19 protein-coding genes and 6 pseudogenes are annotated in these 22,812 nt (G+C 69.4%); 18 read left to right on the forward strand and 7 right to left on the reverse strand.

The window, feature by feature from the left end; translation table 11 throughout:
• Nucleotides 1-98: 98 nt before the first annotated feature.
• Nucleotides 99-314: pseudogene (locus tag B7L92_RS07335) on the forward strand (integrase core domain-containing protein); the annotation flags it as partial.
• Nucleotides 315-322: 8 nt separating this feature from the next.
• Here B7L92_RS07335 and B7L92_RS07340 read toward each other — a convergent pair.
• Entirely contained in the window at nt 323-934 is a 612-nt protein-coding gene (locus B7L92_RS07340; RefSeq protein WP_438363973.1) for an alpha/beta fold hydrolase, read from the reverse strand.
• Nucleotides 935-1,136: 202 nt separating this feature from the next.
• Between B7L92_RS07340 and B7L92_RS07345 the strand changes: the two genes are divergently transcribed.
• Nucleotides 1,137-1,577: an ALF repeat-containing protein gene (locus B7L92_RS07345; protein WP_081236649.1), complete on the forward strand. Its 441-nt coding sequence runs from the start codon at nt 1,137-1,139 to the stop codon at nt 1,575-1,577.
• A gap of 227 nt (nt 1,578-1,804) precedes the next feature.
• Nucleotides 1,805-2,581 (forward strand): hypothetical protein, encoded by a 777-nt coding sequence (locus B7L92_RS07350; RefSeq protein ID WP_081236650.1) that lies wholly within the window; start codon nt 1,805-1,807, stop codon nt 2,579-2,581.
• A 171-nt stretch (nt 2,582-2,752) separates the two neighbouring features.
• Here B7L92_RS07350 and B7L92_RS07355 read toward each other — a convergent pair whose 3' ends face one another.
• On the reverse strand, nt 2,753-4,195 hold the full coding sequence (locus tag B7L92_RS07355) for an NF041680 family putative transposase (protein ID WP_438363974.1): 1,443 nt from the start codon (nt 4,193-4,195) through the stop codon (nt 2,753-2,755).
• On the opposite strand from B7L92_RS07355, the pseudogene B7L92_RS07360 reads away from it, so the two are divergent.
• Nucleotides 4,189-4,638, forward strand: a pseudogene (locus B7L92_RS07360) (SGNH/GDSL hydrolase family protein); the annotation flags it as partial. The gene B7L92_RS07355 and the pseudogene B7L92_RS07360 overlap by 7 nt on opposite strands.
• A 123-nt stretch (nt 4,639-4,761) precedes the next feature.
• Here the strand turns inward: B7L92_RS07360 and B7L92_RS07365 are convergent.
• Together B7L92_RS07365 and B7L92_RS43605 are read right to left on the reverse strand one after the other, a co-directional pair.
• Nucleotides 4,762-5,160 (reverse strand): IS3 family transposase, encoded by a 399-nt coding sequence (locus B7L92_RS07365; RefSeq protein ID WP_107501399.1) that lies wholly within the window; start codon nt 5,158-5,160, stop codon nt 4,762-4,764.
• A 70-nt stretch (nt 5,161-5,230) separates the two neighbouring features.
• Nucleotides 5,231-5,464: pseudogene (locus B7L92_RS43605) on the reverse strand (transposase); the annotation flags it as partial.
• Nucleotides 5,465-5,534: 70 nt separating this feature from the next.
• Between B7L92_RS43605 and B7L92_RS07375 the strand changes: the two are divergent.
• The 12 genes and pseudogenes from B7L92_RS07375 to B7L92_RS07430 all read left to right on the forward strand — a co-directional run.
• Nucleotides 5,535-5,856: pseudogene (locus tag B7L92_RS07375) on the forward strand (fatty acid desaturase family protein); the annotation flags it as partial.
• Between the two features lie 102 nt (nt 5,857-5,958).
• Nucleotides 5,959-7,176: a sensor histidine kinase gene (locus tag B7L92_RS07380; protein WP_081236652.1), complete on the forward strand. Its 1,218-nt coding sequence runs from the start codon at nt 5,959-5,961 to the stop codon at nt 7,174-7,176.
• Nucleotides 7,173-7,847: a response regulator gene (locus B7L92_RS07385; protein WP_081236653.1), complete on the forward strand. Its 675-nt coding sequence runs from the start codon at nt 7,173-7,175 to the stop codon at nt 7,845-7,847. Before B7L92_RS07380 ends, B7L92_RS07385 begins: the two co-directional genes overlap by 4 nt.
• Before the next feature lie 132 nt (nt 7,848-7,979).
• On the forward strand, nt 7,980-8,801 hold the full coding sequence (locus B7L92_RS07390; protein ID WP_081236654.1) for an ABC transporter ATP-binding protein: 822 nt from the start codon (nt 7,980-7,982) through the stop codon (nt 8,799-8,801).
• On the forward strand, nt 8,798-11,314 hold the full coding sequence (locus B7L92_RS07395; RefSeq protein ID WP_081236655.1) for an FtsX-like permease family protein: 2,517 nt from the start codon (nt 8,798-8,800) through the stop codon (nt 11,312-11,314). The genes B7L92_RS07390 and B7L92_RS07395 overlap by 4 nt, the downstream gene beginning before the upstream one ends.
• Nucleotides 11,315-11,356: 42 nt before the next feature.
• Complete coding sequence (locus tag B7L92_RS07400; protein WP_438363972.1) at nt 11,357-11,845, forward strand: DUF1275 family protein; 489 nt, start codon at nt 11,357-11,359, stop codon at nt 11,843-11,845.
• Entirely contained in the window at nt 11,842-13,239 is a 1,398-nt protein-coding gene (locus B7L92_RS07405; RefSeq protein ID WP_081236657.1) for an MFS transporter, read from the forward strand. The genes B7L92_RS07400 and B7L92_RS07405 overlap by 4 nt, the downstream gene beginning before the upstream one ends.
• The gene (locus tag B7L92_RS07410) at nt 13,236-14,456 is read left to right on the forward strand and encodes an FAD-dependent monooxygenase (RefSeq protein WP_081236658.1); all 1,221 of its coding nucleotides are present in this window, start codon (nt 13,236-13,238) and stop codon (nt 14,454-14,456) included. Before B7L92_RS07405 ends, B7L92_RS07410 begins: the two co-directional genes overlap by 4 nt.
• Nucleotides 14,457-14,620: 164 nt before the next feature.
• Nucleotides 14,621-15,229 (forward strand): annotated as a pseudogene (locus B7L92_RS07415) (transposase); the annotation flags it as partial.
• A gap of 711 nt (nt 15,230-15,940) precedes the next feature.
• The gene (locus tag B7L92_RS43610) at nt 15,941-16,279 is read left to right on the forward strand and encodes an integrase core domain-containing protein (RefSeq protein ID WP_368656231.1); all 339 of its coding nucleotides are present in this window, start codon (nt 15,941-15,943) and stop codon (nt 16,277-16,279) included.
• A 283-nt stretch (nt 16,280-16,562) separates the two neighbouring features.
• The gene (locus tag B7L92_RS07425) at nt 16,563-16,934 is read left to right on the forward strand and encodes a beta/gamma crystallin domain-containing protein (protein ID WP_255310801.1); all 372 of its coding nucleotides are present in this window, start codon (nt 16,563-16,565) and stop codon (nt 16,932-16,934) included.
• A 9-nt stretch (nt 16,935-16,943) separates the two neighbouring features.
• A complete protein-coding gene (locus tag B7L92_RS07430) occupies nt 16,944-17,309 on the forward strand; it encodes a GNAT family N-acetyltransferase (RefSeq protein WP_081236659.1) in 366 nt (121 codons plus the stop codon).
• A gap of 74 nt (nt 17,310-17,383) precedes the next feature.
• On the opposite strand, the gene B7L92_RS07435 is transcribed toward B7L92_RS07430, so the two are convergent.
• From B7L92_RS07435 to B7L92_RS07445, 3 genes and pseudogenes are all read right to left on the reverse strand, one after another.
• On the reverse strand, nt 17,384-18,472 hold the full coding sequence (locus B7L92_RS07435; protein ID WP_081236667.1) for an integrase core domain-containing protein: 1,089 nt from the start codon (nt 18,470-18,472) through the stop codon (nt 17,384-17,386).
• 81 nt (nt 18,473-18,553) lie between these two features.
• Nucleotides 18,554-19,432: pseudogene (locus B7L92_RS07440) on the reverse strand (ISAzo13 family transposase); the annotation flags it as partial.
• A gap of 60 nt (nt 19,433-19,492) precedes the next feature.
• A complete protein-coding gene (locus B7L92_RS07445; RefSeq protein WP_081236660.1) occupies nt 19,493-20,740 on the reverse strand; it encodes a pentapeptide repeat-containing protein in 1,248 nt (415 codons plus the stop codon).
• Between the two features lie 197 nt (nt 20,741-20,937).
• Here B7L92_RS07445 and B7L92_RS07450 point away from each other — a divergent pair, with 197 nt between their 5' ends.
• Nucleotides 20,938-21,237, forward strand: coding sequence for a transposase (locus B7L92_RS07450; RefSeq protein ID WP_081236661.1), 300 nt, complete (start codon nt 20,938-20,940; stop codon nt 21,235-21,237).
• Entirely contained in the window at nt 21,234-22,121 is an 888-nt protein-coding gene (locus B7L92_RS07455; protein ID WP_081236662.1) for an IS3 family transposase, read from the forward strand. Before B7L92_RS07450 ends, B7L92_RS07455 begins: the two co-directional genes overlap by 4 nt.
• Nucleotides 22,122-22,812 lie beyond the last annotated feature (691 nt).

Here is a 22,812-nt window from a genome sequence, read left to right on the forward strand (position 1 = left end):
CAGATGAACACTGCGGATCCGCGCACCCAGCTGAGGCCAGAGCAGGACGCAGAAGCCATTCCCCACCCCGCTAAAGCGGGGCGTCCCCTGGCTAGGTCCTGATGGAGTCCACGATCGGCCTGTTCAAAACCGAGTTGATCAAGCCCCGTCGGCCCTGGAAGACACTCTCCGAGGTCGAGCTGGCCACCGCCGAATGGGTCGACTGGTACTGCCACCGCCGGCTGCACGGTGAGATCGGGCACATCCCACCCGCCGAATACGAGACCAACTACTACCGCGAAACCACGAAACCCCAGGCCACAGCCACAACCTAGAGTCTCGATCAAACCCGGAACGGTTCAAACAGACCCGAGGAACGCCTTCTCCACGACCGTGCCGTCAGCAGTGATCCCCGTGGAGAACTCGTCCAGGACACGGCGCCGGTGGCCCGGCTTGTGCTCCCCGCACAACCAGTCCGCCCAAATCGTGCGCGGGTACAGCTCCGGGTCCGCGGCGTGCAGCTGCGCGGCGACGTCGGGCAGGCCGGCCGCGAACGCCTCGGCCTCCTTGACGAGCACCAGCCCGCGGACGAGTGCGGGACGGGTGACGGCGGTGAGCAGGGCTGTGTGCCCGCCCAGCGACTGGCCGACCAGTACCGGCCGAGTTGCTCGACTGTAGCGACGACGTCGGCGACATAGGCGGCCCGGGAGACAGCCTGCGGATGACGCTCGCTCGCGCCGTGCCCGCGCTGATCGACCGTGACGACCCGATACCGGGCAATCAGCCGCGAGGCCACCACCTCCCACTCACCCGCATGACCGGCCAAGCCGTGCAGCAGCACGACCGGCTTCCCCGGCCCGCCCCGGTCCCGGCACACAAGCCGAACCCCGTCGCGCACCACCACACGTTCGGACCACACCACGACCGCGCCCAGGAATCGTCTCGCCCCGATCATGCCCGACAGCCACGAGCCGTGCTCAAGGCCGCCCTTCTCGAAGGCGCGCCGCCATGAAACACCGGCCACGTCCGCGGCAACGGTGCCCTGCGACCGCAGCGGGGCAACTGTCACTGTCAGACCCAGGTGGCAGCATCACCGAAGTGAACGCCCTGAGGTGCCCTCAACTCACCTCCGTAGCAAACGAAGAGGAGCATTCCCCTTGCGACTGCATCGCGTAGCGCCCGGCATTGCCGCGGGCATCCTCGTCCCGGCCCTCCTGCTCGCCACCCCGTCCTTCGCCGCCACGGCGGCACCGACCGCGGTGACGGTGCCCGCGGTGTCCTCGTCCGCGGACGAGCCGGACGCCGACGACCTGAGGGTGGCCATCGCCCGCATCCTCGCCGACCCGGACAGCGGCCGGCGTGTGACACGAGAAGCCAACGCCCTCCTGGATGCCAATGACCCCGAGGCGATGCGCGTCTGGCTGGAGACCGGCTACCGGATCGCCCAGGCCGAGGACGACCGCGTCGCCATCGCCCGCATCCTCGCCGACCCGTCCATCAGCCCGGCCCTGCGCGCGGCAGCCAACGCCGCCCTCGACGACAACACACCCGAAGCACTGCGCCACTTCCTGGAAGTCGGCATGTATCAGGTCGCCTGACCGGCACGGCGCCGCACCACAGCGCGTCGCCCGGGTGGCACCCCCTGCCGCACGCCCGGTCGCCGGAACGCCGAGAATCCGGTCGGGGCCGCCTGCACCTCTGTGTGCCGACGGCCCCGCCCAGCAGGCCCTGTGCCGGCTCGGCGCCCTCCGCAGAGCTCTGTGGTCTCGCCGCCCGGTGCGGCATGGGCCACTGACACCTCCGACAGCAGAAAGCACATTCTTCGATGACCACACACCCCCTACGCGCCGAGCGCAGCGGTCCGCAGACCGCTTCCGTCGTGACCGACCTGCCGTTCAAGCCTCAGCTCGTCAAAGCGGTGTTCAGGGACGTGACCTCGTTGCACGTCTCCCGGCCGGCCGCGTGGGCCGCCGCGTCAGTGACGCGGACCGTGCTGACGGAGATCATCGACGGCGCGAGAAGCGCGGCGGCCGAGGAGGCCAGGAAGAGGCTGATTCCCAAGGACCTCATCTCGGCGATCGACCGGAACGTCGAGGTGGAGGTGGGATCGGCGTGGTACCTGCACAGCCCGACCTTCCACGGCCTGATGGGCGAGGTGCGCAACGCCGATGGTGCGCTCGTGTCTCTTCGTGAGCGCCGCGGGGCGCGTACACCGAGTGGTGTCGCTGGCGCCCACCGGTTCGAGGCCGGGGTGAGAAGGCTGCTGGGGAGCCGGGGGGTGAGGGCGGTCCCGTCGATGGTTCGCGACCTGGACGGAATCGCGAGCGTGTTCCTGACGGACCTCGCCCGGGACGCGGCCAAGGTCGTCCGCGAGGGCGGGGTCAAGCGGTTCGGGACGGTCAGTCTGGTGGTGCCGGGCGAGCCATCCCCGGCCCCGCTGCTCAAGGACCCCCTCCTCGCCCTGTCCACCCGCCGCGGGGACGGGCGGACTGTTGGCAGGGACGACGTCCTGGCCGCCGTCACGATGCAGCTGTTCGGCGATCTCAGACAACGCGCCATCACCGAGGCAGCCGAGATGACACGGAACACGTCGGCCAACTGATCAGCTCCGCCCCTGCGCTCTGCCCTCTGCGCACGGTTCCCACGTGTGCGCGGCTCCCGGAATCTGCCGCCCGCATTCGGCTCCGGTCGGCTCGCGAGAACGGGTTCGTCGCATGGGCGCGGACCGCCGGCCGCAGGCACCCCACGAGGAAGACCTCCCTCAGCTTGATCTTTAACCTGTGCGGCCGTAGTGCTGGCCGAGTGACTCGGCGCGTTTGACGGTCTTTCCCGGCGTGCAGCGGGATGCTCTCGTACGGTTGCTCGACCCGCGGGGGCGTCCCGGGCCGGGGCGGGAGGGTTTCGGTGCAGCCGCTGGGCGGGCTGGCTTCGCGCGGATGTTACGAAACCCCCGCCGGACCCGTACGGGCGTCAACTTGTCTGAGGGAAGAGGGCGTTCCCAGGGGCGGCGCAGATCTTTTGCGGCCGGCCGGGCGAGCCGCAGCTGGGTGTGTGCGGCGATGATCAGCGTTGTCCACAGATCCGCGCTGGCCGGGGCCCTGAGCTTGGGCACGGTCCAGCCCAGTGCCTGCTTCAACAGGCGGAAGGTGTGTTCCAGGTCGAATCTGCGCAGGTAGGCCCGCCATAGCTGGTCGACGTGGCCCGGGCCTGCCCCGGGGCGGGAGGACCACAGCCACACCGGGTCGGGATCCCGTCCTCCGGGCAGGCGCTCGACACTCAGGCGAACCATCAGCCCGTGCAGGATGGGGAGTTCGGCATTCTGGTCGGTGATCCAGGCTGAGCGGCGGGTGAGCCGGGGGTGGAGCCGGTCCCATGCCCGGGCGGTCGCGGTGCCGTGGCGCGTGGTGTCGGTCCGGGTCTCAGTCTGCGGGTCTCCCCAGGTGGTGGGCCTGGCCAGCGCGAACGGGGCACCGTGCATGCGTGGGCGGCCCGGCCTGGGGCGGGCATCGTGCGGGGCCGGGTCCCGGGCCAGCACGCGGTCCGAGCGGAGCCTGCCGCATACCTCCACGGGCAGGCCGGCGAGCAGATGGGCCAGGCGGGCGAGGTCGTAGCCGGCGTCAGCGACGATCAGCAGCTCGGGGGCACCCCTGCTCCGGTGACCCGCAGCGATCAAGCCCTCTACTACGTCGCGTAGTTGGGAGGCGGTGACGGCGGCGGCGTCGTCGGCCGGGCCGAGCCGGACCGCGTCCAGGAGGCGGCACCAAGAGGTGCGGCCGGACTCCAGCGCGGCGACGAAGGAGTAGGGCCAACCGGGGATGAACTGGTCCTTGCTGCGGCCTCTCCCGTAGACGTGGCAGAACAGCCGGTCAGGGCTGGTCTCGGCGTCCGGCCACAACCACGTGGAGACGTCCACGGCCAGCACGATCCGCCCGTCGACCGCACGCGGCACGGGCAGCGACGCCGGCAGGCCCCGCAGCCGGGCCGGCTCGGCCCAGCCGGTGTTCAGCGCCTGGTAGAGGGCCCCGTGCCCACGCCGGTGCTCGGCCTCCAGACTCAGATCGACCAAGGTTTGGACAGGTCCGTCCTTGCACAAGATCGCGTCGGTGAGCTCGAAGAGAGCGTCCGCCCGGGCGTGCAGACACTCGTAGAACTCGACCCGAAAGCGGGACAAGACGTCCAACGCATCACCGGCGGACCTGAAGACGGAGAGACTCAGACGCCATGCGCCTGCGCGCCTTCTCCCCGGCCATCCACGGCTTCCTCGACACCATCCGCGAGGGCCACCCGACGACACCCCTGCTCCTCGTGTCGCCGGTCCTGTGCCCGACCCACGAAAACACCCCCGGCCCTCTCATGCCGGACCTCGAAACCGGAACCCTCCAGTTCAAGGCCACCGGCGATCCGGCCGAAACCGCCGCCGGACGGCTGACGCTCACGATCATCCGCGATGTACTCGCCGACATCGTCAAGCAGCGAGCCGCCGAGGACTCGAACCTCCACTACCTTGACGGACTCGACCTCTACGGCGAGAGCGACCACGCCGAGTTCCCGCTGCCGGACGCAATCCACCCCAGCCCCGAAGGGCACCGCCGCATCGGCGAGAACTTCGCCAAGCTCGTGTTCGCGAACAACGGCCCCTTCACCACCAAGACCGGCTGACCCCGTACAGCGCCGGCCGACGAGGAGACCGTGCCCGCCGGCTCCCCACGCTTCAGCCGCCCACTGACGACACCAGGTCTCCGACTATTCAGATTCCCGGCCCGGCCACATCCCGCGGGTCTGTCAACTCAACGGCTCTGTCTCACATTCGGCGGTGAAGTTGCGTTGCACCAGGTCGGGGGCTGGGTCGGCGTCCGGGTCGTGACGGGTGAAGCCCTTGCCGTGCCGGCGCGGGCTGATCCCCGCGAGGCCGGCTTCGCGCATGAGCCGCTCGACCCTTTTCCGGCCGACGTGAACGTCCTGTCGTTTGAGGACGGCATGGACGCGGGGAGAGCCGTAGATTCCACCGGAGTCGGCGTGGATCTGCTGGATCTGCCTGGTCAGTTCGGTGTCCCGGCGGCGCCGTTCGCACGGCTGTCTCTTCGCCCGGCGCCAGCGGTAGTAGGTGGAGGAGGGAATGTGCAGTTCCCGGAGGGTGGGCTCGACCTCCAGGTTCTCGTGCTCGTCGAGGAGCGCGGTCACCTGGGCCGGTCGGGTCGAGCTGTGCCGCGAAAAAAGCCGAGGCCGTCCGCAGGATCTCGTTGGACCGCTTGAGCTGGGTGTTCTCCTTGCGCAGCGCGGCCGGCTCGGCGCGTTCGTCGCTGGTGAGCAGGTCGTCGCGTTCGCCGGCGTCGGCCTCGGCCTGGCGGATCCACCCGCGCAGGGCCTCGTGATGGACACCGATATCCTCGGCCATGCGACGGATCACAGGCTTCGGCTCCGACATGCGATACATCCGCACCGCGCACTCACGCAACTCCAGCGGGTACTTCCTCGGGGCAGGCATCAGCAGGGCTCCTCTCTGTGAGTCCTACCTGACCTTCTGACATCATTCCCCGCGTCCCGGGGGAACCTCAGCCTTCGCGCCCAACCACAAGGGGATGGACATGTCCGATCCGGGCGGCGACAAGTGGGGACACCTGCGACACCAGGTGCTCACGTCCCGCAACATCAAGGGCAGTGTCCCCACCGACTGACTCCTCGGCGGCTCAACTACCAGATCGAGCACCACCTGTTCCCCAGCATGCCCGTCCCCACTTGAGACTCGCCCAGTCCATGGTGAAGGCCCACTGCCGTGACCTCGGCATCCCCTACACGGAGACCGGTCTCGTCGACTCCTACCGCCAGGCCCTGCGCCACATGCACGAAGTGGGCGAACCGCTCCACGCCGACAACTGAGCACCGACGCAACTGGTGAGAGGTGACTACGGTTGCGTTGGATCCGTCTGGTGACTGCTCGTCTCCTGACGCCCTCTCGTCGCGCATAAGAAAGTGGGGCTCATGACCTCAGTGAAAGAACGCCCACGTGCGCTGCTCGCGGGGGCGTCGCGTCGGTGGGTGCGGCTGTTGCCGTGGGGTGTGGCGTTCGTGCTGTGTGTCGCCCTGCTGCCCACGACCATCGTGGTCCTCACCGCCGATTACGGCCTGAACGGTGCCGTGGCGAGTGCGCTGGCCGTTGCGCAGGCGGCGCCGCTGCTGCTCGCTGTCGTCCGCCCGCTGCGAGCCTGGTTTGTGATCTTCGCGGCGGATCTGGCGGGGGCGCTGGTTCTGCTCGGTGTGGACTTCGAGGAGCGGCTTTTGTGGCCGTTCCCGCCCATGGAGATCGTCGGGTACGTCGGCCTCTGCCTCGCCCTCGGCCTGCGTGAGTCGCGCCGGACGCTGCTGCTGGTGTGGCTGGCGACGGCGGGCGTGAACGTCGGGCTGGGGTTCGCCGCGCCGCACGGCACGGACGCGATGAGTGTTCTGCTCACCATTCTCGGTGGCGTCACGCTTTTGCTCGGCGGTGCGCTCCGAGAGCGTTACGAGGTGCAGCGCAGGCTGGCCGAGCAGGAGACGATCAGTGAGGCGGAGCGTGAGCGTCGGATGCTGCTGGAGGAACGCGCCCGCATCGCGCGTGAGCTGCACGATGTGGTGGCGCACCACATGTCCGTGATCACGGTGCAGGCGGACACCGCGGCGTATCGTCTTGAGCGGCTGCCGCCGGATGCGCAGGAAGAGCTGACGTCGATCGCGGCGACGGCGCGTGAGTCGCTGAGTGAGATGCGCCGGCTCCTCGGTGTGCTGCGGAACGAGGAGACGCACGGCGAGCTCGCGCCCCAGCCGGACCTGACCCGGATCGGACAGCTCGTGGAGGCGACGGCAAGAGCGGGCACGCCGGTGACGTTCACTGACTGCGACGCCGAGGTGCCCGAGGCGGTGGGGCTGTCCGCGTACCGCATCGTCCAGGAGGCACTCGCGAACGTCGTACGGCACGCACCCGGTGCCCCTACCCAGGTGTCGGTGTCGCAGGACGGGGACCGGCTCACCGTGCTTGTCGTCAACGGTCCGCCGCCCCAGGCGCCTGCCGGGCCGCTGGAGGAGGGCGGGACCGGGCATGGTCTGGTCGGGATGCGTGAGCGGGTTCGGATCATCGGCGGCACCCTTGACGTGGGGCCGCTGCCGGGCGGCGGTTTTCGGGTCGCCGCCCAACTCCCCCTGACTGAAAGGGATGTCACGTGACGACGCGCGTCATCATCGTCGACGACCAGGCCATGGTGCGGGCCGGCTTCGCCGCGTTGCTGGCCGCGCAGAGCGACATCGACGTGGTGGGCGAGGCCCCCGACGGCGTGCAGGGTGTCGAGCTGAGCCGGCGCACCCGTCCCGACGTCGTGCTGATGGACGTCCGCATGCCCGAGATGGACGGCCTCGAAGCCGCCCGCCGCCTCCTTACGCCCCCGCCGGGCGTGACCCACCGGCCACGCGTGCTGATGCTCACCACCTTCGACGTCGACGATTACGTCTACGAGGCGCTGCGGGCGGGCGCGAGTGGCTTCCTGCTGAAGGACGCCCCGCCGGCCGACCTGATCGCCGCGGTCCGTGTTGTGGCCTCGGGCGACGCGCTGCTCGCCCCCTCCGTCACGCGCCGCCTCATCGCCGACTTCGCCCGCCAGCGCCCCGCCGCCCGGGTCAAGCCCGCGCTGAGGCTGAAGGCGCTGACGGAACGCGAGACGGAGGTCCTCACTCTCGTCGCCCGCGGCCGGTCCAACACCGAGATCGCGCAGACACTGGTCCTGGCGGAACAGACCGTGAAGACACACGTCAGCCGCGTCCTCACCAAACTCGACCTGCGCGACCGCGCCCAGGCGGTCGTCTTCGCCTACGAATCCGGCCTGGTCACCCCGGGTGAGTAGGCCGACGGGTCTGCCCCTCCACCCCCTACCGGGGTAGCACCTCCAGTTTGGCTCCCGGGTATGACGCCCGACGCGCAGCCGTCCCCGCACTCTCTGGTCCGTCGGTACGAAGAGATCGCGAAAGGGCGGAACATGAGGCTACGCAGCGCCAGGCGGCAGCAGGCGGAAGACCGACCGGAGGCACCGGCCACCACCACATCCGATCTCGCCGTCGAACTGCGCGGTGTTCAGCGGCAGTACGGCCGTGGCGCGGGGACAGTACATGCCCTCGCAGGTGTCGACCTGGCCCTCGCCCGGGGAACGTTCACCGCGGTCATGGGCCCGTCCGGGTCCGGCAAATCCACCTTCCTGCAGTGTGCCGCCGGGCTCGACAGGCCCACGTCGGGGCTGGTGGCCCTGGGCGGTACGGAGATCACCGGCATGAGCGAGGACGAGCTCACCGAGCTGCGCCGCAGCCGCCTCGGCTTCGTCTTCCAGGCGTTCAACCTGCTGCCCTCACTGACCGTGGAGCAGAACGTCCTGCTGCCCATGCGCCTGGCCGGACGGCGCCAGGACCGCCGCCGGGCGGCCGAGGTCCTCGCGCAGGTCGGGCTCGCCGACAAGGCCCGGCGCCGGCCCGGCGAGCTCTCCGGAGGCCAGCAGCAGCGCGTGGCCATCGCCCGCGCCCTGGTCACCAGCCCGGACGTGATCTTCGCCGACGAGCCGACCGGCGCCCTCGACACCGGCACCGCCACCGAGGTCCTCGGCCTGCTGCGGAACGCGGTGGACACCCTCGGCGCCACCGTCGTCATGGTCACCCACGATCCGGTCGCGGCAGCCTGGGCGGACCGCGCGCTGTTCCTCGCCGACGGCGCCTTCGCCGACCACCTCGAACGGGGTTCGGCGGAACAGATCGCGGCACGGATGGCCGTGTTCACCTCCCGCACGGGCGCGATGGCAGGTGCCGCGGCATGAGGCGCCCCAATGGACTCGCCCGTGAGGCCGTCCGCTTCAAGCCCGCGTCCTTCGCGGGGACCTTCCTCGCGCTCTTGATGTCCGCACTGATCGTCGCGGCCTGCGGAATTCTGTTGGAGACCAGCCTGCGCGCGTCAGTGCCGGCGGAGCGGTATGCGAAGGCGCCGGTTGTTGCGGTGGCGGACCAGTACGAGTACGTCGTCACGGGCAGCGGCGAGGACCAGGAGAGGGAGGCCACCCCGCTGCCGGACACCGCCCGGCTCGACGCGGGACTGGCGGCCAAGGCAGCGAAGGCACCGGGCGCGGCCACCGCCGTCCCGGACTTCACCTTCCCGGTGCGCGTGGCGCACGAAGGCGAACTGCGCCTTCCTGGTGATCTGCTCACCGCGCACGGATGGGGGGCCCACACATTCACCGGTACGGCGCTGACCGCGGGCGCCGCGCCCCGCGGAGGCGAGGTCGTGCTCGACGCGGGTACGGCCCGCGCCGTGAAGGCCGCGGTCGGCGACACCGTCGTACTGCAGACCGCCGCAGGTCAGCAGGCCTTCCGCATCGCCGGCGTCGCCCGGGCCGGAACGGCGGACACCGCCCGCAGCGCCGGACCCCTGGCCTGGTTCGCCGACTCCCAGGCGCCCGTGCTGGCCGGACACCCCGGCAAGGCCGACGCCATCGCCGTGCTGGCGCAGGACGGCACCGATGCCGGCGCGCTCGCCGACTCGGTGAAGAAGGCTCTCGCCGGTTCCGGCGCCCAGGTGCACGTCGGCGACGACCGCGGCGCTGTCGAGGACCCCGAGCTGGGCTACGCCAAGGACACACTGTTCGGAATCGGCGGTTCCTTCGGCGGCATCGCCGCCATCGTCGCGGTCCTCACCGCGGCAGGGACCGTGGCCCTGTCCGTGTCTCAGCGAGCCCGCGAGTTCGCGCTGCTGCGTGCCGTCGGCGCGACCCCGCGGCAGGTCCGACGGGCGGTCGCCTCCGAGTCACTGCTCATCGCTCCGCTCGCCGGTATCCTCGGCTGCCTGCCCGGTATCGGGCTCGCGCACTGGTGGTTCGGGCAGTTGCAGGACCGCGGCGTCATCCCGCAGGCCGTGGACCTGCACGTGTCCGCGCTGCCTCTCCTCGCCGCCGTCGGCATCGGACTGCTCACCGCGCTCGGCGCCGGATGGGTGGCCGGTCGGCGGCCCGCCAGGATCAAGCCGGGACAGGCGCTCGCCGAGGCGTCGGTGGAGCGGCTGCGGCCCGGCCTGATCCGTACGATGCTGGGCATCGGCGCCCTCGTCGGCGGGGGAGTCCTCACCGGCGTCTCCGCCAGCTCCTCGGGGGACGACGCGGCCGGGGCCGCTCTGGGCGTCGTCATGCTCTTCATGCTCGCCGTCGCGCTGCTCGGTCCGCTGGTGGCGCGGCTGTGCGCGGGGCTCTTCGGCCTCCCGCTGCGCGGCGCGGGCCCGGCCGCCCAGCTTGCGGCCGCCAACTCCCGTACCAACGCCCGCCGCCTCGCCTCCGCGATCACCCCGATCGTGCTCGCCATGGCCTTCGCCTCGACCCTCGTCTTCATGCACACGAGCGAGACCCGGGCCGCCGACAAGCAGTTGCGCGCGGGTATCACCGCAGACCACGTGGTCACGGACCCGGCCGGGCTTCCCGTGGACGCGGCGGCGCGGGCCGCCCGAGCGCCGGGCGTGGAGGCGGCCGTCGGCCTGCTGAACACCCGGGTGCTGGTGCCGATCGGCTCCGGCGAGTTCAAGTCGCTCCAGGGCGCGGTGACGCAGGGCGTCAGCGGCTCGGGTGCCGAACTCGCGAAGGTGCAGGACCTGGACGTACGCGAAGGCAGCCTCAGTGGGCTCGGCGAGGGTCGTATCGCCATCGACAAGACCCTGGCGAACTCGGCGGACGTCGGCGTCGGCGACCGGCTGCCGCTCTACCTCCCGGACGGCACCGAGGCCCGCCCCGAGGTTGTCGCGGTCTACGGCCGTGGCCTCGGCCTGGCCACGGTGACCATGAACCGGGAGTCCCTCGCCGGCCACGTCACCTCGGGCTTCGACAGCACGCTGCTGGTCCGCGGCGGATCGGAGAAGTCACTCACTGCATTGGGCAAGGTCACCGACGCCTCCGGCTACGCGACCGAGAAGAGCCTGGACGCGAAGCTGGGCGCCTGGATGAACAACACCATGGCGGCGGTCCTCGGCGGCTTCGCCGCCATCGCCGCCGTCAACACCCTGGTGATGACGGTCCTGGACCGCCGCCGCGAACTGGGCACCCTGCGCCTGGTCGGCTCGACCCGGCGCCAGGTCCTGACGATGCTCGGCTGGGAGAGCCTGCTGGTCTCCGCGGCGGGCGTGGTCATCGGGTCCGCGATCGCCGCGGCCACGCTGATCCCGATGATGCGCGGCATGACCGGCGAGGTGCCCTATGCGCCCCCGCTGCTGTACGGCTTCTTCGCGGCCGTCGGTGTAGGTCTGGCCCTGCTCGCGGTGACGCTGCCGGCGCGGGCAGCGCTGCGGCGCAGGTCGTAGGGCCCGCACAGGGGCGGTGTCGCTCTCGTCCTGGCCGCCACGGTGCTCGGACTCGCCGCCGTCGGGGTGGCCACCCCTGGCGCCCGCGCCCTGATGGCGTCGCCACTCGCCCTGGCCATGGGGGTACAGGCGGCGACGGCCCGCCACCTGGCGGTCAGGGACGTCACCACCGTGGTGGTCACCTCCACCCTGACCGGGCTCGCGGCGGACTCCCGGCTGGGAGCGGCCCGCCCTCAAGGGACCCGGCGGCGGACGGCGGCCGTCGCGCTCATCATCACCGGAGCGCTCACCGGCGCCGCGCTGTGCCGGGTGCACGAAGGTCTCGCGGCGGCAGCAGCGCTCGTCGCGCTCGCCGTGAGCGGCCTCGGCCACGCGTCCGCCCACTTCGCCGACCGCGCGGCGGCAGACCGACCGGCCATGTCCCCGAAGAGCGGTTCCCCGCCGGAGCCGTCGGGGGCCGGGGCGGGCGGAAGCACCACCCGGGCGGCCGGACCCCTACTCGTCCGGCACCAACGAAAAGGACTCTTATGACCACAACCCTGGCCTCTCCGGTCCGCATGGGGAAAGCGGCTGTCGCGGCCCTCGGCCTGCTGGTGGTGTCCACCGGCGCCCTGGAGTCGGTCGTGGCGCCGACGCTCCCGCTCCTGCAACGCGAGCTGGACATGAGCCCGTCCGAAGGGGCGCTCCTCAACATCGTGCTCGCCATCACCGGCACGCTCATCACACCGTTCGCGGGCAAGCTCGGCGACCGCTACGGCGGAAAGCGCGTCCTGATCCGGCTGATGGCCGTGGTGTCGGTCGGCGGCCTGGTGTCCGCCCTGGCGCCCAACCTGCCGGTCCTGCTGCTCGGCCAGATTCTTCAGGGGGCGATGGTGGGCGCACTGCCCCTGTCGTTCATCGTGGTGCGTAAACACCTCCCCTCCGGAGCGTCGAAGGCCGCCATCGGGCTGGTCAGCGGAATGTTCGTGGGCGGCTCGATGGTGGGCCTGCTGGCGGCCGGGCCCGTGGCGGAAGCGTTCTCCCGGCACTGGATGTTCGCGGTGCCGACCTTCGCGGTCATCGGATTCACCCTGCTGGTGAACAGGCTGATGCCGTCCGATCCGCCGGGCCGGTCGGGCGACGCCGGGCTCGACTGGCCCGGCCTGCTTCTCCTGAGCGGGATCCTGGTCACCCTCCTGCTCGTGTTCGCGCTCGCGCCCGAGGCGGGCTCGCAGCCACTCGTGTTCGTCGCCCTCATCGCGGTGCTGGCCTCCTTCATGGCCGGATGGGTAGCCGTTGAACGTCGCGCGGCCGCGCCGATGGTCGATCTGCGCATGCTGGCACGGCCGGTGATCTGGAAGTCGTGTGTGGTGACGTTCGTGATATGCCTCGGCACCGCGATGGGGGTCTATCTCGTCCCGCAGCTGCTCGACGTGTCGGGCGACGGATACGGTTTCGGGCTCGGCGCCACCGAGATCGGCTTCGTCCTCCTGCCCGGCGCCGTCGCCGCAACGCTGGCCGGGCCGCTCGGCGGAATCGGGGAGCGGCGCTTCGGCCCGCGTGCCGTGGTCGCCACCGCGGCCGTCCTCATGGCCGCCGCCCTGCTAGCGCTGGCGGCCGCACACTCCGAGGTCTGGCACATCGCCGTCGGCAAGGCGCTGATCGCGCTCGCCAACGGCCTGTGCGTCACGGCCGTGGTGACCAGCATCGCCTCTTCCGTCGATGAAGGCGACACCGGCATCGCCACCAGTCTGGTCCTGGTGACGCGCGTGCTGGGCTTCGCCGTGGGCGGGATGCTCGGCGGCACGCTCCTCACCTCGGGAACCCTCTCCGGGTCCGAGGTCCCGGCCGAATCGGCCTTCAGTACCGGCTTCCTCATCGCCGGCGTCGTCGCGGTGCTCTCCCTGCTTGTCGTCCGAACCATGAGCAAAGGAGTCAAGGAATGACCTTCACCGACCAGCTGACGGATGCTCATACCACGCCGAGGCCCAAGGTCCTGATATCCGGGGCCGGCATCTCCGGTCCCGTCCTCGCGTTCTGGCTGAACCGCTACGGATACGCGGTCACGGTGGTGGAGAAGGCGGGCGCGCCGCGCAGCGGTGGCTACCCCATCGACGTGCGCGGCACCGCGCTGGAAGTCGTCCGGAGGATGGGGATCCTGCCGCGGCTGCGGGAGGCGCACATCGACCTGCGCCGGCTCACCTTCCTCGAAGGGGACGGCAGGGAGGTGGCCTCGCTCCACCCGCACAGCGTCACCGGCGGTGTAGAGGGGCGGGACCTGGAGGTGCGGCGCGGGGACCTCACCGACGCTCTCTACACGGCGGTCCGTGACGACGTGGAGTTCGTGTTCAACGATTCCATCGACACCCTCGACCAGTCCGGCCACGGAGTGGACGTCACCTTCCGCGAGGGCGGCCGGCGTACCTTCGACCTGGTCTTCGGCGCGGACGGCATGCACTCGCGTACCCGGGAAATGGTGTTCGGCCCCGAAGAGCAGTTCCACCACTACCTCGGCTACTGCTTCGCCGTGTTCACCATGCGCAACACCTTCGGGCTCTCCCACGAGACCGTGATGTGGAACTCTCCGGGCAGGGCCGCGGCCCTCTACGCCGTGGGGGACGACGACGAAGTGCACGCCTTCCTGAACTTCGCACAGCCGAAACCGCCGTTCGACGCGTTCCCGGATCCGCAAGCCCAGCGTGACCTGCTCGCCACGGTCTTCGCCGACGCCGGATGGGAGGTCCCGGGCATGCTGGCCGCCCTGCGCGACGCGGACGACGTGTTCTTCGACGCGGTCAGCCAGATCCGCATGCCCCGCTGGTCCAACGGCAGGGTCGCGCTGGTGGGCGACGCCGCATGGGCGCCGTCGTTCCTCACCGGACAGGGCACCAGCCTCGCCCTCGTCGGCGCGTACATGCTCGCCGGTTCCCTGGCCGACCGGGACCACGCCGCGAGTTTCGCCGCCTACGAACACTCCACCCGTGACTTCGTGACCACGAACCAGGCTCTGGTCGGCGAGGGCAGCGCCTCCCTCTTCCCGACCACGCCCCAGGCCCTGGCGGAACGCAACGACAGGCTGCGCAAACTCGACGCCATCCCTTCCGAGGAGGGACGGCCGGCCCATTCGGCCCTCACCCTGCCCGAATTCACGCCCATGACGTGACCCTGAGCTCCGCTAGGTTTCACAAGCGCCGTTGCCCGAGCGGAAGCGTCCCGGTCACCCCACAAGGGACGCTGTTGGTTAATTCGGGGCCGTGCGTGACGTCGGCCTCCAAGACCACGACCGGGTCTTGGAGGCCGACGTTGTTGCGTGGGGGGTGGGTATCGGTGTCTATGCGGGCGCGGGATCTGGGGGAGATTCCGGCGGAGACGGTGCGGGTGGCCAGGGCTGCGTTCCCGAAAGGGGGTCTGGCGATCCGGGTCCGTGATGAGCTGGGGCCGCTGTTCCGGGACGAGGAGTTCGCCGACCTGTTCCCGACACGGGGCAGGCAGGCATGGGCGCCGGGCCGACTGGCGCTGGTCTTGGTGTTGCAGTTTGTGGAGGGCCACACCGACCGGCAAGCCGCAGAGATGGTACGGGCTCGGATCGACGTCAAGTACGCGCTCGGGCTGGACCTCGATGACGCCGGTTTCGATTTTTCGGTGCTGTCGGAGTTCAGGGACCGCTTGGTCGAGGCGGATGCCGGACGGCGCGTACTGGACGGAATCCTGGCCGCTGCCCGGGACAAGGGACTGCTCGCCGGTGGAGGAAAGGCTCGGACCGACTCCACGCACGTGCTGTCATCAGCGCGAGAGTTGTGTCAGCTGGAGCTGGTCGCCGAGACTCTGCGTGCCGCGCTGAATGCGCTTGCCGTTGCCGCTCCGGACTGGCTGGTCCGGATCGCTGAGCCGGACTGGTTCAGGCACTACGCCACCCGCGCCGAGGACTCCCGGTTCCTGTGCCGCTCGAAAAGTCATCGGCGCAGGTGGGAGTGGTGCGGTTCGGTCCTGGGATCATGTCCGCGTGATCGTGTCTCTGCGCCGTGACACCGCGAGGGGCGCCGAGCTGCTCGTGCTGCGGCATGAGAACGCCGTCCTGCGCCGGCAGTGCCGGCCCGGTCCGCTCCGAGCCGGCCGACCGGTTCCGGTGCGCTGCCCTCTCCGGGCTGATACCCCGGCGACGCCGGCGCGAGGTCTTCCCGGTCACCCCAGGCGCCTTGCTCGCCCGGCACCGCAGGTTCGTCGCTGCCAGGTGGGGTTACCCCGCACGCCGACGCACCGGACGCCCGCCCACCCGAGGGGCGATCAAGACGCTTGTTCTGCGGCCGGCCCAGGAGAACCCGCGGCGGGGGCACCGGCGGATCCCAGGGGACTCGGGCATCGGATCGCTGCCTCGACGGTCTGGGAGCTCCTCAACGCCGCGGGCACCGGCCCGGCGCCGCGTCGTGCCGGGTCCGACCTGGCGCGAGTTCCTGGCCGCCCGGGCCGAGGGGATCACCGCGGCAGACTTCTTCCACCCCGGTACCGCGCTCGGCACGAGGCTGTCCGCACGGGTGTTCCTCGAGCACGCCACCAGGCGCCTGCACATCACCGCAGGTCACCGCCCGGCCCACCCGGGAGTGGGCCGGGCAACAGGCGCGGAATCTCGCCGCCGACCTGAGCAGGCGCATGGAGTCTCTGCGGTTCCTGCTGCGGGAGCGCGACGGCACGTACGGTGCGGCGTTCGACACGGTCTTCGAGGCCGAGGAGCTGGAGGTGATCTTGAATGCCCCGCGGGTTCCTCGGATGAACGCCCACGGCGAGAGGATCATCGGCAGCATCCGGCGCGAGATGCCCGACCACGTCCTGATGGTGAACGAGGCCCACGCCCGCCAGGTCCTGGCCGCCTACCGGCGGCACTACAACACCCACCGACCTCACCAGGCCCGACAGCAACTACCGCCTGATGCCGAGGAACGGCCCGATGCCACAGTGCAGTGCTGCGGACCCAGATCCTCGGCGGCGTGATCAGCGAGTACCGCTGTATCGCTTGACCGGCGACGATGACTTTTCGAGCGGCACAGGTTGGCCCCGGCTCCCACGTCCACAGCGGTGCAGAACGCGCGGGCACAGGGGTCCGCGTAACGGGAAGACAACAAACCCCGCGCGTCGTTCCTGGCCGACACAGCGCTGCGCCAGGATTGAAACGCAGAAGGGCCGACTGTCAGGCCCGACCGGGCAGTTGCCTCATCGTTCGGAAGCAACCCTGGCTCATGCAGCGTGGCCCCAACCCTCAAGGAGATATCACATCGTGCCCACCATCAGGAAAACCGCCCAGCGCCTGTTCGCTGTAGCGTTACTGACCGCAGGCCTCAACCTTGCAACTCCGGCGAATACCGCGCTCGCCATGAATCAGACACCTTGCACTACTGGCGACTTGTTGCACATATGGGGCCATTACAGTCGTCCGCTCATTGTCGGCCCTTCCGGGCCCTTCGAATTCTGCGCCGCCAACGCGGGAACCATGGGACTCGGAGCTGGCGCCTGGGTGGACAAGATCTCCACAGGGAACAACGACATCCAGATGAACGATGCCAACGGCACTTCCATCAGGATCAGTCGCTGGAACATCGTGACCTACCCCAACCGGCCACCGAACATCACATCTATTCAGATCTTCTGAGGTGCCGGCATGTTCAGCGGCGGCGCGCTCGGCATCGTCGCCTGGCGCCGGACCAGCGCGGGGCGCACCCCGTACTGGAACGTCGGCGCGCAACTGCGGCCGTCGCGCGGCCGGGGCATCGGCACCGCCGCGCAGCGCCTCCTGGTCGACTACCTATTCGCGCACTCTCCCGTCGTACGGCTCGAAGCGGACACCGAGACTGGCAACGTCGCCGAGCAACGATCCCTGGAGAAGGCCGGGTTCACCCGCGAAGGCGTGATGCGCGCCGTGGGGTTCCGCGACGGGCAGTGGCGGGACGCGGTGCGGTACGCGGTGATACGAGGAGACACCGCGCGGCCGGACTCGGCCGAAGGGCCGGAGCCCGGCCGCGTGTGACCGCCTCCGCCCGGTTCTGTCGCCCGGGCGGGTTCTCGTCGTGCCTGTGCCGCTTGGAAAGTCATTGCTGCTGGTCAAGCCGCATATCGGTACTCGTTGATCGCTCCGCCGAGGATGCGGGTGCGTAGGAGTTTGCCGGGATGGCCGTGCCGGCGTTCGGCGGCGGGTTCCTCGCTCATGTCGGGCGGGAGTTGGTCCCGGGCCTGGTGAGGCCGGTGCCCGTTGTAGTGATCTTGGTACCGGTCGAGGACGCGACGCGCATGGGCCTCGTTCACGATCAGCACGTGGTCCAGGGCTTCCCGGCGGATCGTGCCGATCACGCGCTCGCAGGGGGCGTTCCTTCGCGGCGCCCGGGGCGCGCTGAGCAGCACGTCCACGTCCTCTGACGGGAAGACGGCGTCGAAGGCCCCGGTGTACTTGGTGTCGCGGTCGCGCAGCATGAGACGCAGGGACTCCATCCGTGTGCCGAAGTCAGCGGCGAGGTTGCGCGCCTGCTGCACCGCCCACTGGCCGGTCGGGTGGGCGGTAACGCCGGTCAGGTGCAGGCGCCGGGTGCCGTGCTCGAGGAACGCCGGCACATACAGGCGCTTGCCCAGGACGGTGTCGAGGTGGGAGAAGTCCGCGGCAATGATCCCCTCGGCCCGGGCAGTGAGGAACGTGCGCCGGCCGGGGCCGGAACGGCGTGGGGCCGGGCCGGTGCCCGCAGCGTTGAGGATCTGCCAGACGGTGGACGGTGAGATCGGGTGCCCCGGCCGGGCCGGCTCGCCCTGAATCCGGCGATGGCCCCACCTCGGATTCTCCTCGGCCAGGCGCAGGACGAGCTTCTTCAGCGCGGCCGGGGTCGGGGGTCGGCCGGTGCGGCCGCGGCGCTTGGAATAGTCCCACTTCTTCGCGATCAGCCTGCGGTGCCAGGCCAGTACGATGCCGGGCTGGACCGGGAAGACCTGCGCCCAGCGACGGCGCGGTATCAGCGAGGACAGGGCAGCAAACCAGAACCGGTCGGCCGGCTCGTAGCGCACCGGCCCTGCGAGTTGGCGGCGCAGGAGCGTGTTCTCGTGCCGCAGCACGAACAGTTCAGCTTCCTTCGTGGTGTCGCGGCGCAGCAGTATGCCGGGGACGGCCGGCAGCTCCCGGGTCACCCTGTACAGCAGCGAGACGATCACCACGACAGCATCCCAGCCGCTACCGACGCTCCAGGACATGGGTACGCACCTGCAGCGATGACTTTCCGAGCGGTACAGGGTCTTCCAGCAGCGGGTGCGGTAGCCGTTCGATCCCCCGGCATCGGCGGTGATCAGCAGTCGGCGAGCGCGGGGGTAGTCGTGCCGGCCGCGGGCCTGCCACCAGCGGCGGATTGAGGCGACGGCGAACGCCGCGGTGTCGTGATCGGTGCCGATGCTGACCCACCCGATGTTCGCGGCCGCGTCGTAGATCCCGTACGGGATCGCCTTTTCGGCCTGTCCGGGGAAGTCATGCGTCTTGACCTTCACGGGCTCCTCGGCGGACCGCCACTCCTGCCCGGCGTTCTTGTAGTTGCCGACCAGTTCCTTCTTCTTGGTGTCCACGCTGATCACAGCATCTCCGGCGTCCCGGTGATCCCGTGCCTGCTCGTTGAGGTAGCGAAACTGGGCGTCCCGGTCCGGGTGCCGTGCGCCTTCAATGGTCTTGGCGTTGGCCTGCAGACTGAAGCCTTCCTCCCGCAGCAGGCCGGCGACCGTGTCGGCGGAGACCCGGTGGCCCTGCCGGGTCGGTTCCGCTGCCAGGTTCCGGGTCGACTTCGTCGTCCAGCGCAGTGGCGACATCGGGTCGTCCCGTCCGTCGGGCTCGACCAGCGCCAGCAGCGCGGGCCGCAGCCCCGGGTCGAGCTCGGTTGCCTTCTTCCGGCCTCCGCCCGCCCGGCGGACCCGACCCAATGGGTCCTGGCCGGACTCCAGTTCAGCCACCCCGCGCGAGACCGTACCCTCCCGGACCCCGGCCGCACGGGCGACGAGTTTGATCCCGCCATGCCCCAGCGACCGCGCCTCCGCCCCTATGGCCAGACGGCGCTGACGCTCGTCCAGGTGCGGCAACAATGTCTCGAACTTCGCCGCCAGGACGGCCTCGATCCCCTCCGGTCTCCCCATACCACGACAACGACCCCCGGAGCTGGAAGCAACGACTTATTTCCCGGCAAGCCCTTAGCGTTATGGATTTGCAGCCAGCCAAGCGATGGGCAGTCGAACTGATTCGGGGGGAGGAGTGCCGACAGCGGCAATAAGTCCATTGGGGACCGAACCAGTAGCGCCATCAAAGCGCGTTGTGCCGCTTGAGAACTCTGCGCCGATAAAGGACACCTCGCCGCCGTCGAACTTCGCGCGGAAGAAGTCCACCGTACTGCCGGAGAACTTCGCGCCGTCGAAGGACACCGCGCCGGTGGGGAGGTCCTCCGGGCCCTCGACGAACTTCGCGCCGTTGAATAACACTGTGCCGCCGGAGAACTCCGCGCCGACGAAGGACACTGTTCCGCCGGAAAACGTTGCGCCGACGAAGGACACCGTGCCGCCGGAGAACTTCGCGCCGTTGAACGACACCGCACCTGCGGGGAGGCCCTCGCCATCGAACCCGATGAAGTGCGCGCCTGCGAAGGACACCTCGCCGCCGGAGAACTCCGCGCCGATGAAGGATACGTTGCTACTGGAGGAGAACGTCGCTCCGCTGAAGGATACCGTGCCGCCGGAGAACTTCGCGCCGTTGAAGGACATCGGAGTGACATTGGGGAAAACTACGCCAGTGAAGTCCATGTTGCAGTCGATGACGACACCTGTGAGGTCAATGCTGTGCAAATGCCAGGGAAGATGATTTCTGGAGTAGTTGTAGTAGCGGTCGCTGATGAGTTGCAGGATTGTATGGCGGATCTTGCGGAGGGCTAGGTAGCGGTGGTGCCCTTCCTCTGCGGCATCGCCAGGATCCGGAGCGAAAGGGAGCTGGAGATAAGCACACAGGACGTCTAGGCAGGTCTGGCTCAGATAGAGGTCCGGGGCATCTTCGGCGAGGCCAGCCAGTGCGTGAACCCCCCCGAGTCGGACAGCCGGGGAGTCCGAGCCGAGTTTGTCGATAGCTTGGGAGAAGCGTTCGGTGTGGAGCCGGGTAGCTTCGCGGTGCGCGCCGGCCTCGTCGACACGCTGGCGGCGGTAGGCGACGACCAGGGCGACGAGCGCACCTGCCCCGGCGACCACACCGAAGGAAAGCTTCACCAGCTCGAAGAGTGTCTTGGCGTCGAGCTTTGCAGTGCTGTCGATCTCCTGGAAGTCCAGCAGGTGGACCAATCCATAGAAGACGCCGCTGGCCACCATGACCGCGGTGATGAAGGTGACGGTCAGGGCCCGGCCGACCTTCCATAGCCGTAATTCCCGATCATCAAAGGCCGGTCGCCGCCATCGGTTGGCTGTCATAAGGAGGAAGACAGGGTTCGGAGAGCTGCGGTTGCGGTGCTTGCGATGTCAGGACACGAGTGACCGTTTCCGCCCTCTGTTCTCACTGGATACCGTCTGGTGTGATCGGGATCATGGGTGAGCCATACCGTGAAGCTTCCCCTTGATCGTGGACACCTGGAGACTGGAACATGAGGTTCCAGAGGAAGTAGCGCCAGGTGGGAAGCAAGTACACGAAGCGGTACACCGCGGAGTTCAAACGGGACGCGATTGCGCTCGTCGACTCCACAGGCCGGACGGTCACCGAGGTCGCCCGAGAACTCGGGGTGAGTCCGGAGTCCCTGCGCAACTGGTACCGCCAGACGAAGGTGGACCGAGGCGAAGGACGCCCCGGCGAGCTGACCAGTGCCGAGCGTGAGGAGCTCAAGCGACTGCGGAAGCAGAGCGCCGAGCAGGCCAAGACGATCGAGGTGCTGCGAAAAGCCGCGGTCTTCTTCGCGAAGGAAAGCGATCGATGAACGAGACGTACGCGTTCATCGAAGCGGAGAAGACCACCCACGGCGTCGCTTTCCTGTGCCGGCTGCTGAACGTGGCCCGCTCCTCCTTCTACGCCTGGCAGGCGGCGGCGAAGGCCCGCGCCGCACGGCAGGCGGCCGACGAGGCCCTCGCCCACGAGATCACCGTCATCCACGTCGCATCCCGCCACACGTACGGCGTCCCGCGCATCCACGCCGAACTGCGGTGCCTGGGCCGGGCGGTGAACCGCAAACGCGTCGCCCGCGTCATGCGTGAACGCGGTATCCAGGGCGCCCACTGCCGTCGACGGCGCTCGCTGACCCGGCCGGACAAGAAGGCGAGACCGGCCCCGGACCTGATCGGCCGCGACTTCCACGCCGAGCGGCCGGGCACGAAGCTGGTCGGGGACATCACCTGCCTCCCCACCGCCGAGGGCCGGCTCTACCTCGCCTGCTGGCTGGACCTGGCCACCCGCGAGATCGTCGGATACGCGATGGCCGCCCACCACCGCGCCTCCCTCGTCGTCGACGCCCTGAGGATGGCCCACGGCCGCGGCGGCCTGCAGCCGGGATGCATCACACACTCGGATCGCGGCAGCGAATACACATCAGCCGAATTCCGCAGTGAAATACGTGAGTTGGGCCTGAGACAAAGCTGCGGCCGCACCGGATCATGCTTCGACAATGCCGCCGCGGAAAGCTTCTGGGCTCTGCTCAAGGAAGAGATCGGCACCCGCACCTGGGCCGACCGGGCCACCACCCGCGCCGAGGTCTTCGCCTTCATCGAGGCGTTCTACAACCGGCGCCGCCTGCGCAAGCACAAGGTCTTCGGCTACCTCACCCCGGCCGAGACCAGGCAGCGCCACCAGCACACCCTTGCGGCATAGAGATCGAGTGTCCAAGATCACGGGGAAACTTCAGGACAGATCGATCCCCGATGGGTAGACAAGCACGTGAAGCTCCGGGCGGACAGGTTGATCTTGGTCGACAACCCATCTACCAGGAGCTTCACCTCTTCCCGCACCCACCCCTCACACCAACTTGCCGCCGAACCAGCCAGGTTGAAAACATCTCAGTGTGCAGAAGTGCAAGGGAAGCTGCACTTTCATAGTCGCCCCCCAGTCATGAGTGTGATGCCGTGTTACGTGGCTGATTTCTGTCACTCCGGTACCGCAGAGATCGGGCAGAATCAGTGAGCTCTACACCAGTGCTGGAACAGGTCGCGCGAGCTGCCATGGGTTGTAACCGCCGACTCGTCCGGCGAGCGAGAGCAAAGGGAAGACCATGTTGGCGGGGTTGGGCCTGGGAGTTGTCGAGTCGGAGTTCTACCGCCGGTTCCTGACGCGGACGGTGTCGACCGCCGAGTGCGTCGGTGACGCCATGGGCCTGTCTGCGCAGGAGGCCCGCCTCGCCGCAGAGCAGCTCTTGTGCCTCGGCTTGCTCGCAGGGCTTCGGCATAGTCGGTCGATGCCCGGTTGCTGACGTCTCGTCGTGTTGGGTGGAGTCCGATGCAGAACAGGCACGGGTGTCCGTGATCATGGAGTTCTCTACGCTCTGTGACCTTGGACTGCCCGTGCC

It is taken from the genome of Streptomyces viridosporus (assembly GCF_002078235.1).
Lineage (GTDB): Bacteria > Actinomycetota > Actinomycetes > Streptomycetales > Streptomycetaceae > Streptomyces > Streptomyces viridosporus.

Bases quoted from the DNA above. Each gene is read 5' to 3' on its own strand.
- B7L92_RS43610 (WP_368656231.1), top strand. From the start codon at position 15,941: ATGGAGTCTCTGCGGTTCCTGCTGCGGGAGCGCGACGGCACGTACGGT.
- B7L92_RS07380 (WP_081236652.1), top strand. From the start codon at position 5,959: ATGACCTCAGTGAAAGAACGCCCACGTGCGCTGCTCGCGGGGGCGTCG.
- B7L92_RS07390 (WP_081236654.1), top strand. From the start codon at position 7,980: ATGAGGCTACGCAGCGCCAGGCGGCAGCAGGCGGAAGACCGACCGGAG.
- B7L92_RS07430 (WP_081236659.1), top strand. From the start codon at position 16,944: ATGTTCAGCGGCGGCGCGCTCGGCATCGTCGCCTGGCGCCGGACCAGC.
- B7L92_RS07410 (WP_081236658.1), top strand. From the start codon at position 13,236: ATGACCTTCACCGACCAGCTGACGGATGCTCATACCACGCCGAGGCCC.
- B7L92_RS07445 (WP_081236660.1), bottom strand. From the start codon at position 20,740: ATGACAGCCAACCGATGGCGGCGACCGGCCTTTGATGATCGGGAATTA.
- B7L92_RS07455 (WP_081236662.1), top strand. From the start codon at position 21,234: ATGAACGAGACGTACGCGTTCATCGAAGCGGAGAAGACCACCCACGGC.
- B7L92_RS07395 (WP_081236655.1), top strand. From the start codon at position 8,798: ATGAGGCGCCCCAATGGACTCGCCCGTGAGGCCGTCCGCTTCAAGCCC.
- B7L92_RS07405 (WP_081236657.1), top strand. From the start codon at position 11,842: ATGACCACAACCCTGGCCTCTCCGGTCCGCATGGGGAAAGCGGCTGTC.
- B7L92_RS07350 (WP_081236650.1), top strand. From the start codon at position 1,805: ATGACCACACACCCCCTACGCGCCGAGCGCAGCGGTCCGCAGACCGCT.
- B7L92_RS07340 (WP_438363973.1), bottom strand. From the start codon at position 934: ATGATCGGGGCGAGACGATTCCTGGGCGCGGTCGTGGTGTGGTCCGAA.